At 72.5% G+C, this 13591-nt stretch carries 13 protein-coding genes; 6 read left to right on the forward strand and 7 right to left on the reverse strand.

Going from position 1 to position 13591, the window contains the following annotated elements:
* Positions 1-103: 103 nt before the first annotated feature.
* From OHA17_RS10885 to OHA17_RS10895, 3 genes are all read left to right on the forward strand, one after another.
* Positions 104-175 (forward strand): putative leader peptide, encoded by a 72-nt coding sequence (locus tag OHA17_RS10885; protein WP_309544753.1) that lies wholly within the window; start codon positions 104-106, stop codon positions 173-175.
* Between the two features lie 125 nt (positions 176-300).
* Entirely contained in the window at positions 301-828 is a 528-nt protein-coding gene (locus OHA17_RS10890) for a cysteine dioxygenase (protein WP_406506210.1), read from the forward strand.
* Positions 825-1232: a rhodanese-like domain-containing protein gene (locus OHA17_RS10895; RefSeq protein ID WP_398879819.1), complete on the forward strand. Its 408-nt coding sequence runs from the start codon at positions 825-827 to the stop codon at positions 1230-1232. The genes OHA17_RS10890 and OHA17_RS10895 overlap by 4 nt, the downstream gene beginning before the upstream one ends.
* An 8-nt stretch (positions 1233-1240) precedes the next feature.
* On the opposite strand, the gene recX is transcribed toward OHA17_RS10895, so the two are convergent.
* From recX to OHA17_RS10915, 4 genes are all read right to left on the reverse strand, one after another.
* Entirely contained in the window at positions 1241-1864 is a 624-nt protein-coding gene (gene recX / locus OHA17_RS10900; protein WP_078966428.1) for a recombination regulator RecX, read from the reverse strand.
* Between the two features lie 2 nt (positions 1865-1866).
* A complete protein-coding gene (recA, locus tag OHA17_RS10905; RefSeq protein WP_053726401.1) occupies positions 1867-2988 on the reverse strand; it encodes a recombinase RecA in 1122 nt (373 codons plus the stop codon).
* A 246-nt stretch (positions 2989-3234) separates the two neighbouring features.
* On the reverse strand, positions 3235-4485 hold the full coding sequence (locus OHA17_RS10910; protein ID WP_406506213.1) for an AI-2E family transporter: 1251 nt from the start codon (positions 4483-4485) through the stop codon (positions 3235-3237).
* Between the two features lie 136 nt (positions 4486-4621).
* Entirely contained in the window at positions 4622-4816 is a 195-nt protein-coding gene (locus OHA17_RS10915; RefSeq protein WP_406506215.1) for a DUF3046 domain-containing protein, read from the reverse strand.
* Between the two features lie 80 nt (positions 4817-4896).
* Here OHA17_RS10915 and OHA17_RS10920 point away from each other — a divergent pair, with 80 nt between their 5' ends.
* Complete coding sequence (locus OHA17_RS10920) at positions 4897-5829, forward strand: hypothetical protein (protein ID WP_398879813.1); 933 nt, start codon at positions 4897-4899, stop codon at positions 5827-5829.
* A gap of 97 nt (positions 5830-5926) precedes the next feature.
* Here the strand turns inward: OHA17_RS10920 and OHA17_RS10925 are convergent, their stop codons facing one another.
* The 3 genes from OHA17_RS10925 to OHA17_RS10935 form a co-directional block, all read right to left on the reverse strand.
* The gene (locus OHA17_RS10925; protein ID WP_406506217.1) at positions 5927-6235 is read right to left on the reverse strand and encodes an AzlD domain-containing protein; all 309 of its coding nucleotides are present in this window, start codon (positions 6233-6235) and stop codon (positions 5927-5929) included.
* Complete coding sequence (locus OHA17_RS10930) at positions 6232-7044, reverse strand: AzlC family ABC transporter permease (RefSeq protein ID WP_406506219.1); 813 nt, start codon at positions 7042-7044, stop codon at positions 6232-6234. The genes OHA17_RS10925 and OHA17_RS10930 overlap by 4 nt, the downstream gene beginning before the upstream one ends.
* 121 nt (positions 7045-7165) lie before the next feature.
* Positions 7166-7993, reverse strand: a complete 828-nt coding sequence (locus tag OHA17_RS10935) for an AraC family transcriptional regulator (RefSeq protein WP_398879807.1) — start codon at positions 7991-7993, stop codon at positions 7166-7168.
* A gap of 56 nt (positions 7994-8049) precedes the next feature.
* Here OHA17_RS10935 and OHA17_RS10940 point away from each other — a divergent pair, with 56 nt between their 5' ends.
* Together OHA17_RS10940 and OHA17_RS10945 are read left to right on the forward strand one after the other, a co-directional pair.
* A complete protein-coding gene (locus OHA17_RS10940) occupies positions 8050-12675 on the forward strand; it encodes an ATP-dependent helicase (protein ID WP_406506221.1) in 4626 nt (1541 codons plus the stop codon).
* 102 nt (positions 12676-12777) lie between these two features.
* Entirely contained in the window at positions 12778-13545 is a 768-nt protein-coding gene (locus OHA17_RS10945) for an Fpg/Nei family DNA glycosylase (protein WP_406506223.1), read from the forward strand.
* The last annotated feature ends 46 nt before the right edge of the window (positions 13546-13591 follow it).

Consider the following 13591-nt stretch of genomic DNA (forward strand, 5'->3'; position numbering starts at 1 on the left):
CGTCGTCGACTGCCTGCCGACTGCCGCCCGCTATCCGTCATCCGAACACTGATTGACCGACGCAGGCGCACATGGTCTACTCCGGAACGTGACCGACACCGATGTGCGCCTGTGGCGGAGGGTCCATATGGACCTCGTCCGCTATGCGGGCTGCGTGTGTCGTCCGTCCTGCTGATTCGCCTTTCCCTTCGCGCTGTGCCGCCGCGCCCTTGAGGCGCTGTTGCCGTACGCGCGCATTCGCGAACTTCCTCAGGACGGTCCTCCGTGTCGCTCTCCGTAAGCACATCTGTCACTACATCCGTGCCCGCTCCCGCCGCCACACCCGGCTCCGGCTCCGCGCCGACCGAGGCGGACCTGCTCGACTTCGCCCTCCGTACCGCCGCCGACGCCGCACTGGTCGCCTCACTGCCCCTCGACGAAGAGGGGCGCACCTGGATTCGTCTCGACGGGCCGGGCGGCAGTGAGGCCTGGCTGATCGGCTGGCCGCCCGGCACCGGTACGGGCTGGCACGATCACGGCGGTTCTCACGGTGCCTTCGCCACCGCGGCCGGCGCGCTGCGTGAGGACTCGCTGGCGGCCCGGCTGCCCACGGAGGGCTGGAAGACCCTGGAACTCGCCGAAGGGATCGACCGTTCACGGCAGTTGGGGACCGGAAGCGGGCGGGCCTTCGGGCCGCACCATGTGCACGAGGTGAGGAACGAGTCGGGGGCCGAGCACGCGATCTCGGTGCACGCCTACTATCCGCCGCTGCCTCTGATCCGGCGTTACAGCCGGACGGGCGCGGTGCTCCGCATCGAGCAGGTCGAGCGTCCGGAGGACTGGCAGTGAGTGCGGAACGTACGCGACCGGTGGGGATCGACGACCTCCTCGACCGGGTCAGGGCCGGCCTGGACCGGGTGACCGCCGAGGAGGCCTTCGCCGAGGCCGCCGACGGGGCGCTCCTGGTGGACATCCGGTATGCGGCGCTGCGCGACAGGGACGGGCTGATTCCTGGCGCCCTGGTCGTCGAGCGCAACGAACTGGAATGGCGGCTCGATCCGCAGGGCAGCCATCGCGCCGCCGAGGCGACCGGCCACGACCTGCGGGTGGTGGTGATCTGCAATGAGGGGTACGCGTCGTCCCTCGCGGCGGGGTCGCTGCGGCAGTTGGGGCTGCACCGGGCGACCGACCTGATCGGCGGTTTCCAGGCGTGGCGCACAGCGGGGCTGCCGGTCACGGCCGCCACCGCCTGACCGGCGACTCACATCTCGTACAGGTCGTCCGCGTTTTCGCCCTCCTGCTCCAGTGCCTGGCGGACCACTCTGAGGGCCATGCCCTCCGGGTAGCCCTTGCGGGCGAGCATGCCGGCGAGGCGGCGGAGCCGGCGGTCGCGGTCGAGGCCGCGCGTGGAGCGGAGTTTGCGCGCCACCAGTTCGCGCGCGGTCTCCTCCTCCTGGTCGGAGTCGAGCTGGCCGACGGCCTCGTCGATGACCGACGAGTCGACGCCCTTGGTGCGCAGTTCGCGGGCCAGCGCGCGGCGGGCGAGCCCGCGCCCGTGGTGGCGGGACTCCACCCAGGCGTCGGCGAATGCCGCGTCGTTGATCAGCCCGACTTCTTCGAAGCGGGAGAGGACCTCTTCGGAGACCTCGTCGGGGATCTCCCGCTTCTTGAGGGCGTCGGCGAGCTGTTTACGGGTCCGGGGGGTCCCGGTGAGCAGGCGCAGGCAGATTGCCCGCGCCCGCTCAGCCGGGTCCTGCGGCGGCGGCTCCTTCTCGGCCCTCGACGAGTCGGTGCCGTCGCCCGCTCCATCCGGGCCGCCCCGTCGGGAGCGGGCCCGCCCGGGGCCCGGCTCCTCGGGGTCGGCCCATTCGGTCCTGCGGGTCACCGCTAGCTCTTGGCAGCGGCGGCCTTGGCCGTCTTGGCCTTGGTGGCCGGGGCCGGAACCGCGGCCGCGTCAGCCGCCGGGGCGGTCTCGGCGGCGTCCTTGCCGGGCTCGGCCGTCGGCTCCTCCGGCCGGACACCGACGCCCAGCTTCTCGAGGATCTTCTTCTCGATCTCGTTGGCGAGGTCGGGGTTGTCCTTCAGGAAGTTGCGGGCGTTCTCCTTGCCCTGGCCGAGCTGGTCGCCCTCGTACGTGTACCAGGCGCCCGCCTTGCGGACGAAGCCGTGCTCGACGCCCATGTCGATCAGGCCGCCCTCGCGGCTGATGCCCTGGCCGTAGAGGATGTCGAACTCGGCCTGCTTGAAGGGCGGCGCGACCTTGTTCTTGACGACCTTGACGCGGGTGCGGTTGCCGACCGCGTCCGTGCCGTCCTTGAGCGTCTCGATCCGGCGGATGTCGAGACGTACCGAGGCGTAGAACTTCAGCGCCCGGCCACCGGTCGTGGTCTCGGGGGAGCCGAACATCACGCCGATCTTCTCGCGGAGCTGGTTGATGAAGATCGCGGTCGTCTTCGACTGGTTGAGCGCGCTGGTGATCTTCCGGAGCGCCTGGCTCATCAGGCGGGCCTGCAGACCCACGTGCGAGTCGCCCATCTCGCCCTCGATTTCCGCGCGCGGCACCAGGGCTGCCACGGAGTCGATGACGATCAGGTCGAGCGCGCCGGAGCGGACCAGCATGTCGACGATCTCCAGCGCCTGCTCGCCGTTGTCCGGCTGCGACAGGATCAGGTTGTCGATGTCGACGCCGAGCTTCTTCGCGTACTCGGGGTCGAGGGCGTGCTCGGCGTCGATGAAGGCCACCGAACCGCCGAGCTTCTGCGCGTTCGCCACCGCGTGCAGCGTCAGGGTCGTCTTGCCGGAGGACTCCGGGCCGTACACCTCCACCACACGGCCGCGCGGCAGGCCGCCGACGCCGAGCGCCACGTCGAGCGCGGTCGACCCGGTGGGGATGACCTCGATGGGCTCATTCGGCCGCTCGCCCAGGCGCATCACCGCGCCCTTTCCGAATTGCCGTTCAATCTGTGCGAGCGCGGCGTCGAGCGCCTTCTCGCGGTCAGTTCCTGCCATGGGTTCCACCCGATTTGCTTGAGTCGATCGCTTCACGTCAAAGACGCTAACCCCTGCCACTGACAATGGGCCCCGACGTCCTTCCAGCCTGTGGATAACTCCACCGGAAACGCGGTGGAACCCGTGCAAACACAGGGCCGGACTCCCATGAGAATGGATGTTCGATTTTACTGTCAAGCGCACCACGCGAAGCGGAGCACTTCACTCCCACTCGCCCGACAATCGCGACAAATAGGAAATTCCAGCCTACGGCCTCGCCTCGGGCACCACCGTGGGGCCCTGGCCGCGCGACTGGTGCCTGCCGTGCACCCGCGGGTCGTCCGTCACGTCGTACCGCTTCACGTAGGCGCCGAGAAACGCCTGCAGCGTCGCGACCGCCGGGATCGCGATGAGGGCGCCGACCGCGCCCATGAGGGCCGTGCCCGCGATCACCGAGCCGAAGGCGACGGCGGGGTGGATGTCCACGGTCCTCGCGGTGAGCTTGGGCTGCAGCATGTAGTTCTCGAACTGCTGGTAGATCACCACGAATCCGAGCACCCACACCGCGTACCAGGGGTCCACGGTGAAAGCGATCAGCATGGGCAGCGCGCCGGCCAGATACGTACCGATGGTGGGGATGAACTGGGAGACCAGGCCCACCCAGACCGCCAGCGCCGGGGCGTAGGGAACGCCGAGGATCTGCAGCAGGACGTAGTGCGCGATGCCGGAGATGAGCGCCATGAGGCCGCGCGAGTAGAGGTAGCCGCCGGTCTTGTCGACCGCGATCTCCCAGGCCCGCAGCACCTCCGCCTGCCGGGCCGGCGGCAGCACGGAGCAGACCGCCCGCCGCAGCCGGGGCCCGTCGGCGGCGAAGTAGAACGAGAACAGGAAGATCGTCAACAGCCGGAAGAGGCCGCCGAGGACGGTCGCGGAGACATCGAGCACGCCGGTCGCGCTGTTCTGGACGTACTTCTGCAGCCAGTCGGAGTGCAGCAGGCTGTCGCGCACCTCGACCCGCGAGAGCTCCGTGTGGAAGGTGTGGTTGACCCAGTTGATCACCGAGTCGAGGTACTTGGGGAACTGCTCGACCATGTCGACGATCTGCCCCGCCAGCATCGAGCCGAGCAGCACGACGAAGCCGATCGTCGCGATCGTCAGGGCGAGGAAGACCAGGAACGTGGCCACGCCCCGGCGCATTCCGCGGGCCGCCATCCGGCCGACGGCGGGTTCCATGGCGAGCGCGACGAAGAACGCGATCAGGATGTTGATCAGCAGACCGATGAGCTGGTGGAAGGCCCAACTGCCCAGCTGGAAACAGGCGTACAGGGCGAGCACGAGCACTGCGGCGCGCGGCAGCCAGCGGGGCATGCGTGCGCTGGCGGCGAGCCTGAGGGGGCTCGTCGGAGGTTCGCCGGAGGCGGGCGAGTCGTCGCGCGGGCCGCTCGCCGGGCGGGTCTCGCGGTCGTCCGCCCGGTCGGCTTCGCGGTCGTCAGTGTTGATCTCATCAGTCGGTGCCACGGAGCAAGTCTCGCCCATGTGTCCGACAGCGGGCCGCCACACCGGTTCCTGCCACCTGACGGTGACCGCCCCGTCACCCGGAACCGCGCCCTTCACCCGAAAGGCGGCCACCCGCACGCCCCCGGAGGGGCCGCCGTCACCGCCTGTCGGCGGGTACGTCCATGACGGCGCAGACCGCCCGCCAGACGTCCTTCGCCTCCCAGCCCGCGTCGAGGGCCTCGTGCACGGTGCGCCCGCCCAGTTCCGTCATCACATGGTCACGCGCGAAGGAGTCCGCGTACCCGGCGCCGAAGTGGTCGGCCATCCGCTCCCAGAAAATCGTCAACCGCATGACTCAAGTATCCCGCCCCTGAGAGTGCAGCCCCGGCGGTCGGGCCTGCTCGCGGCTCTGTGGGCCCTACCGTCTGAAACATGGCTGGTTCCGGGGCATCCCCCCACTCCCCCGACTCACCGCTGGCGCGCGCCGAACACTTCATCTGGCTGACAGCCAGGGTGCTCGAACAGCGCCGGTTCGCCTACCACTTCCTCGGCAAGGACGCCGACGCCGTCGAGGCGGCGCTCTCCGCCTATCAGGGTGACGACGGCGGCTACGGCCACGCCCTCGAACCCGATCTGCGCGGGCCCGTCAGCCAGCCCCTGCACACCGCGCACGCGCTGCGGGTCCTGGACTCGGTCGGCCGGCTCGGCGGTCAGCGCGTGGAGCGGATGTGCCGCTACCTGACGGACATCTCCACGAAGGACGGCGCGCTGCCGGCGCTGCACCCCTCGCAGCGCGGCTATCCGGCGGCGCCGTTCGTCCCGATCGTCGACGACCCGCCCAGCGCCCTGCTGACCACCGGCCCGGTGGTCGGGCTGCTGCACCGCAACCAGGTGTGGCACGCGTGGCTCTTCCGGGCGACCGACTTCTGCTGGGCCATGGTCGACTCGCTGGAGACGTCGCATCCTTATGAGGTCGAGGCGGCGGTCGCCTTCCTGGACGGCGCCCCCGACCGCTCCCGGGCCGAGGCGGCCGCGGACCGGCTCGGCCGGCTCGTCAGGGAGCAGGGCCTCGCGGTGCTCGATCCGGCCCGGATCGCCGACTATCCGGTCGCCAAGGGGTACGCCCCCGGCGAGCGCCACTTTCCGCACCACTACGCGGCCGTGCCCGAGTCGCTGGCCCGCCGCTGGTTCACCGACCAGGAGATGCAGCGCTCGCTCGATCATCTGGAGGCGGAGCAGCAGGAGGACGGCGGCTGGCCGATCCACTGGCGTGCGTGGGCGCCCGGCACGGCCCTGGAGTGCCGCCCCATGGTGACGATCGAGGCGCTGCGCACGCTGCGTGCCCACGGCCGCGCCATCGGGTGACCCCGGCGGCGCCTCACGGACGGCCCGAGGGACGGACGGGGCGGTCGCGCGGACGCGTCCGTCCGCGTACAGGTCGCCCCGCCCCGGCGCCTGCTGCTCAGCCGCCCAGGGCCCGTACGCCCGCCGTGACGAGTACGGCTGCGCCGACGATCACCAGGAAGGGGGCGCGCAGCACCAGCGCGACGGCCGCCGCCGCGAGCCCGGCCGCCCGGGCGTCGAGCAGCACCTGGTGGCCGGTGCTGAAGGTCTGCTGCGCGGTGAGCGCGGCCAGCAGTGCCACCGGCAGCAGCGCGGCAAGCCGCTTGACCAGCGGTCGCTCCAGGGCGCCTGCCGGGACCAGCAGACCGATGAGCTTGACGAGGTAGCAGCCGACGACGGTGGCTGCGATGGCGATCCAGACGTTCAACGCGCTTCTCCCTTGGTGAAGTTCCCGATCCCTTCGGACTGCCCCGGGCCGGCGCCGTCCTGGGGCCGGGCCCCCTCAGACCCGGCGCCCGGCCCCGTCCCGCCCCGCCCCTTCAGGAAGAGCACGACGGGCGCGGCGAGTGCGGCGACCAGGACGGGCGCACCGGCCGGCAGCACCGGCAGCAGACCCAGGACGAGGACGACGGCGAAGGCGGCCGTGATGCGCTCGGTGGAGGTCTTGAGCATCGGCGCGAGGAGCGCGAGGAAGACGGCGGGGCTCGCGGCGTCGAGTCCCCAGGCGTCGGTGTCGCCCAGGGCCTGAGCGCCCAGAGCTCCGGCGAGCGTGGTCAGGTTCCACAGCACGTAGAGGGTGAGGCCGGTGACGGTGAAGCCGATCCGAGCGGCTCGCCGGGTGGGCTGGGCGAGGGTGACCGCCGTGGTCTCGTCGATCACCCATTGGGCGGCCAGTGGCCGCAACGCCTTTGGTAGCGCGAGCAGTTGGGACAGGCGCAGCCCATAGAAGGCGTTTCGGGTACCGAGGAAGAAGGCGCCGGCCGCCGCGGTGAACGGATTTCCGCCGGCCGCGAGCGCGCCGACGAGCGCGAACTGCGAGGCTCCGGTGAAGACGAGCAGGCTGAGCGCGCACGTCTGCAGGAGGGTGAGTCCCGATCCGGCCGAGGCCACTCCGAAGGCGAAGCCGGAGAGCCCGACGGCGACGCCGACGCCCAGCGCGTCGCGGACGACGGCCGCGTCGGGCTTTGTCTCGGCGTCGGGGCGTATCTCTGGGGGTGCTGTCTGTTCTGCTGCCACGCCATGGACGTTAGGAGAAGACGGCTCCCCGGTTCTTGTACGTTCTTGCACGCCGTTGCTCTCGCCCGCCTCGGCTCTTCCACGCCGCCGTCCTCGCAGGGCTGCCTTCGCGCGCCCACGCCTACGTTCTGGCGCGCTCGCGGCGATATGCGCCGGGCGTGACGCCGACGATCCGGGTGAAGTGGCGGTTGAGGTGCGGCTGGTCGGTGAAGCCCACGGCGACGGCGGCCTCGGCGGGCGGGGTTCCGCCGTCCAGGAGGCGGGCGGCCCGGCGTACGCGCTCGCCCGTCAGCCAGGCGTGCGGAGGCAGCCCGTACTCCGCCTTGAAGGCGCGCAGCAGCGCGAACGGGCTCGTGTCGAGCTCTTTGGCCAGCTGCTCCAGGGACGGCGGGGCGGCGAGCCGCTCCACCAGGAGGTATCGCGCCGCGGTCGCGGCGCGCGCACCCGCCGACCGGGGTGTCCGCTCGGGCAGGGCGCAGCCGTGGCGGCGCAGCAGCCGGGCGACGGCGATGCGGAACACGCTGTCGGCGGCCAGCGCGTTGCCCTGCTCGGCCGCCCGGTGCACTTCCTGGATGAGCAGTGCGGTGTCCGGGTCCTCGACGATGGTCTCGGCGAATCCGGCGGTGCCGCGCAGCGTGGTGGTTTCCGCCGCTATGTCGGTGACCAGCTGCGCCGAGGGGTAGAGCGTGGCGTACGTCCAGCCCTCGGGGACCCCGGCGTGGGCCGCGTGCGGAACCTCGGGGTTGATCATGACAACGGTGCCGGGGTGTGCCGGGATCGTCCCGCCGGGCATGATCACGTTCTCGATGCCGCTGCGCACCGCTCCGAAGACGAACCCTTCGTGGGCGTGCCGGGGGAAGGAGTGGCTCACATAGCGGGCCCGGAGCAGATCGAGGCCGGGCAGTTCGGAGTACTGCCAGTGCCGCGCCCATTCCTCGACCCCGTTCATACCCTCATTCTCGCAGGTCCGGGCCATTGTCAGTGGGTGGGTGCACGATGGGGACCATGGCAAGGACAGCGCTGGACTCCTTCTCTCCCGCGACGCGCGGCTGGTTCACGGGAGCCTTCACCGCGCCCACCGCGGCGCAGGAGGGCGCCTGGCGGGCGATCGCGGAGGGCTCGGACGTCCTGGTCGTCGCCCCGACCGGGTCCGGCAAGACGCTCGCCGCGTTTCTCGCCGCGCTCGACCGGCTGGCGGCCACGCCGGTGCCCGCCGAGCCGAAGAAGCGCTGCCGGGTCCTGTACGTGTCTCCCCTGAAGGCCCTCGCGGTCGATGTGGAGCGCAATCTGCGCTCCCCGCTGACCGGGATCCGCCAGGAGTCGGTGCGCCTTGGGCTGCCCGAGCCGGAGGTGCGGGTCGGCATCCGGTCCGGAGACACCCCGCCCGCCGAGCGGCGGTCTCTGATCAGCCGGCCGCCGGACATTCTGATCACCACGCCCGAGTCGCTGTTCCTGATGCTCACCTCCGCCGCGCGCGAGGCGCTCGCGGGCATCGAGACGGTGATCCTGGACGAGGTGCACGCGGTCGCGGGCACCAAGCGGGGCGCCCATCTGGCGCTCTCCCTGGAGCGGTTGGACGAGCTGCTCCCCAAGCCGGCCCGCCGGATCGGCCTGTCGGCGACGGTGCGCCCGGTCGACGAGGTGGCGCGCTATCTGTCCCCGCAGCGCAAGGTCGAGATCGTCCAGCCGCCCTCCGCCAAGGAGTTCGACCTGTCGGTGGTGGTGCCGGTGGAGGACCTGGGCGAGCTGGCCGGCTCACCTGCGGCCGATGCCCAGGAGGGGGCCGAGAAGCCGTCGATCTGGCCCCATGTCGAGGAGCGCATCGTCGACCTGGTGCAGGCGCACCGCTCGACCATCGTGTTCGCCAACTCCCGCCGCCTTGCGGAGCGGTTGTGCAACCGGCTCAACGAGATCGCGTACGAGCGCGCCATGGGCGCGCCACTGCCCGAGGCGCACTCCCCGGCGGATCTGATGGGCGGTTCGGGCGCCGCCGCCGGCGCCCCCGCTCTGCTCGCCAAGGCGCACCACGGCTCGGTCTCCAAGGAGCAGCGGGCGCTCGTGGAGGAGGACCTGAAGGCGGGCCGCCTTCCGGCGGTGGTGGCCACGTCCAGTCTCGAACTGGGCATCGACATGGGCGCGGTGGACCTGGTCGTCCAGGTCGAGTCGCCGCCGTCGGTGGCCTCCGGGCTGCAGCGCGTGGGCCGGGCGGGTCACCAGGTGGGTGCCGTCTCCACCGGGGTGGTCTTCCCCAAGTACCGCGGCGATCTGGTCCAGTCGGCGGTGGTCACCGAGCGGATGCGCTCGGGGGCGATCGAGTCGCTGCGCATTCCGTCCAACCCGCTGGACGTGCTGGCCCAGCAGCTGGTCGCGATGACCGCGCTCGACACGTGGCAGGTGGACGACCTGATGGCGCTGGTGCGCCGGGCCGCGCCCTTTGCCGCGCTCCCCGAGTCGGCGTTCACGGCGGTCCTGGACATGCTGGCGGGCCGCTATCCGTCCGACGCCTTCGCGGAGCTGCGGCCGCGCGTGGTGTGGGACCGGGTGGCGGGCACGGTCACCGGCCGCCCCGGTGCCCAGCGGCTGGCCGTCACCTCGGGCGGCACGATCCCCGACCGCGGCCTGTTCGGCGTCTTCCTGGCCGGGGCCGACCCGAAGAAGGGCGGCGGCCGGGTCGGTGAGCTCGACGAGGAGATGGTGTACGAGTCACGGGTGGGCGACGTGTTCACCCTGGGCACCACCTCTTGGCGGATCGAGGACATCACCCGCGACCGGGTCCTGGTCTCGCCCGCTCCCGGGGTGCCCGGCCGGCTGCCGTTCTGGAAGGGCGACCAGCTGGGCCGTCCGCTCGAACTGGGCCGCGCGCTGGGCGCGTTCCTGCGCGAGGTCGGCTCGCTCACCCCCGACGACGCCCGGCTGCGCCTGCTGAGCGCGGGCCTCGACGCCTGGGCCGCGGACAATGTGATCGGCTATCTCGACGAGCAGCGCCGCGCCTGCGGCCACATCCCGGACGACCGGACGATCCTGGTCGAGCGCTTCCGGGACGAGCTCGGCGACTGGCGCGTGGTCATCCACTCCCCCTTCGGCGCCCAGGTGCACGCCCCCTGGGCACTCGCGCTCGGCGCCCGCCTCGCCGAGCGGTACGGCATGGACGCCCAGGTCATGCACGCCGACGACGGCATCGTGCTGCGGCTGCCCGACGCCGACCTGATGGGCCTCGACCTCCTCGACCAGGACCCGGCGCACCTCGACTCGACGTACGACAGCGAGCAAGCCCCCGTGGGGGCCGCGGACACGGTGTTCGACAAGGGCGAGATCGAGCAGATCGTCACCGACCAGGTCGGCAGTTCCGCGCTGTTCGCCTCCCGCTTCCGCGAGTGCGCCGCCCGCGCCCTGCTGCTGCCCCGGCGCAACCCGGGCAAGCGCACCCCGCTGTGGCAGCAGCGCCAGCGGGCGGCTCAACTGCTCCAGGTGGCAAGCGAGTTCGGGTCGTTCCCGATCGTCCTCGAAGCGGTCCGCGAGTGCCTTCAGGACGTCTTCGACGTCCCCGGCCTGACCGAGCTGATGGGAGACCTCGAAGCCCGCAGGGTGCGTCTGGTCGAGGTCACCACACCCGAGCCGTCCCCGTTCGCCCGCTCCCTCCTGTTCGGCTATGTCGCGCAGTTCCTGTACGAGGGCGACTCGCCGCTCGCCGAGCGGCGGGCCGCCGCGCTCTCCCTCGACTCCCGCCTCCTGGCCGAGCTGTTGGGCCAGGCCGAGCTGCGCGAGCTGTTGGACGCCGATGTCCTGACCGAGCTGGAGCGGGAGCTCCAGTGGCTCACCGAGGACCGCCGCATCAAGGACGCCGAGGGCGTCGCCGACCTGTTGCGGGTCCTCGGGCCGCTCACCGACGCCGAGTTGGCGGCCCGCGGCGCCGAGCCCGGCTGGGCGCCGGAGCTGGGCGCCGCGCGCCGCGCCATCCGGGTCCGCGTCTCCGGCACCGACCACTGGGCGGCGATCGAGGACGCGGGACGGCTGCGCGACGCGCTGGGCACGGCGCTGCCGGTCGGCGTCCCCGAAGCCTTCACCGAGCCGGTGAAGGACCCCCTCGGCGACCTGCTGTCCCGCTACGCGCGCACCCACGGCCCGTTCACCTCGGCCACCGCCGCGGCCCGGTTCGGCCTGGGCAGCGCGGTCACGGACGGCGCGCTGCACCGCCTCGCGGCGTCGGGCCGGGTCGTCCAGGGCGAGTTCCATCCGGCGGGCATCGGCCAGGAGTGGTGCGACGCGACGATCCTGCGCAGGCTGCGCCGCCGCTCCCTGGCCGCGCTGCGCCAGGAGCTGGAGCCGGTGCCGCCCGCCGCGCTCGCCACCTTCCTCCCCCAGTGGCAGCACCTGGGCAGCAACGGGCTGCGCGGCATCGACGGGCTGGCCCGCGCCGTGGAGCAGTTGCAGGGCGCCGCAGTCCCGGCCTCCGCCCTGGAGAAGCTGATCCTGCCGTCCCGGGTCGCCGACTACAGCACGGGCCTGCTTGACGAGCTCACCACGACCGGCGAGGTCGTCTGGGCCGGGGCGGGCGCACTGCCCGGCAAGGACGGCTGGATCTCCCTGTACGTGGCCGACGCGGCCCCGCTGCTCCTGCCGCCCCCGCACCCGCTCGAACTGACCGCGCTCCACGAGTCGGTGCTCACCGCGCTGGCCCCCGGCTACGGCCTGTTCTTCCGCCAGCTCGCCGACCAGGTCCGCGCCACCACCCACCCGGAGGCCACCGACCCCCAACTGGCCGACGCGGTATGGGACTTGGCGTGGTCCGGGCGGCTCACCAACGACACTCTGGCGCCGCTGCGTTCCCTGCTCGGCTCCGGGCGCACCGCGGGTTCCACCGCCCACCGCGCCAAGCGGCCCGTCCCGCGCGGCCGTTACGGCACCCTGACCGCCGCGGCCCGCCCGGTCTCGCGCACCGGACCGCCGACGGTCTCGGGCCGCTGGTCCCTGCTCCCGCCCCGCGAGCCCGACCCGACCCACCGCGCCCACGCCCTGGCCCGCACCCTCCTGGACCGGCACGGTGTGGTCACCCGGGGTGCGGTGCAGGCCGAGGGCGTCGAGGGCGGCTTCTCCGCGACGTACCGGATCCTGGCCGCGTTCGAGGACAGCGGGCAGGCCCGGCGCGGCTATGTGGTCGAGGGGCTCGGCGCGGCCCAGTTCGCTATGGACGGCGCGGTGGACCGGCTGCGGGCGGCCGCCACCGCCCGGGACCGGGGCGCCGACGCGCACACCGCCCCACAGGCGGTCGTCCTGGCGGCCGCCGACCCGGCCAATGCCTACGGTGCGGCGCTGCCCTGGCCCGAGCCGCCGGGCGGGGCCGGTCACAAGCCGGGCCGCAAGGCGGGTTCCATGGTCGTTCTGGTCGACGGCGAGCTCGTGCTGTATCTGGAGCGCGGCGGCAAGTCCCTGCTCGCCTGGCCGGCCGAGCCGGACGATCCGGCACTGACCGCGGCCTGCGGGGCCCTCGCGGGGGCGGCGCGGGCGGGCCGGCTCGGCACGATCACCGTGGAGCGGGCCAACGGCGACCCCGCCCTGGCGTCCCCGCTGGCCCGCCCCCTGGAAACGGCGGGCTTCGTCCCGACCCCGAGGGGGTTGCGCCTGAGACCCTGACGCAGCCCCGGGCCGAGGCACGGCTGCCGTCCCGCCGGCGCTGCCCGAACCAGGCCGAACACACCGGGGGCACCCCACTCCCACCCCCGGCAGAATGGACTCATGCCCGAAGGTGACACCGTCTACCAGGCCGCGCGGCGGCTGCACGCGGCGCTGGCCGGGCAGGTCCTGACCCGGTCCGATCTGCGGGTGCCGCGGTTCGCCACGGCGGATCTCACCGGGCGGGCCGTCCTTGATGTGACCCCGCGCGGCAAACATCTGCTGGCCAGGATCGAGGGTGGGCTCACCCTGCACTCCCACCTCCGGATGGACGGGTCCTGGCGGATCTACGCGCCCGGCGAGCGCTGGGGCGGCGGGCCCGCCCACCAGATCCGGGCCATCCTCGGGAACGCCGGGCACACGGCTGTCGGCTATCGGCTGCCCGTGCTCGAACTGCTCCGCACCCAGGACGAGTCCAAGGCGGTCGGCCACCTGGGCCCCGATCTCCTCGGCCCCGACTGGGACGCCGATTCCGCCCTGCGCAACCTCCTCCAGGACCCTGCCCGCACCATCGGTGACGCCCTGCTCGACCAGCGCAACCTCGCCGGGGTCGGCAACGTGTACAAGTCGGAGATCTGCTTCGCGATCCGGGCCGTCCCCTGGCTGCCGATCGGCGAACTCCCCTCCCCCGAGCGCCTCGTGGCCACCGCGAAGCGGCTCCTGGAGGCCAACAAGGACCGCCCGGTCCGCCAGGCATACGTCTACGGCCGAGCTGGCCGGCCGTGCCCGCGCTGCCGGACCCCCATCCGTACCACCACCCAGCACGACCCCTCGGGCCGCGAGCGCCCCACCTACTGGTGCCCCAAGTGCCAGCCGGCGCCCGCCCTTTGAGGCTCCGCGGAGAGACGCCGGCGACAGGCCTCGCACGGTCATTGAC

It is taken from the genome of Streptomyces sp. NBC_00212, from assembly GCF_045206365.1.
Classification (GTDB): Bacteria; Actinomycetota; Actinomycetes; order Streptomycetales; family Streptomycetaceae; genus Streptomyces.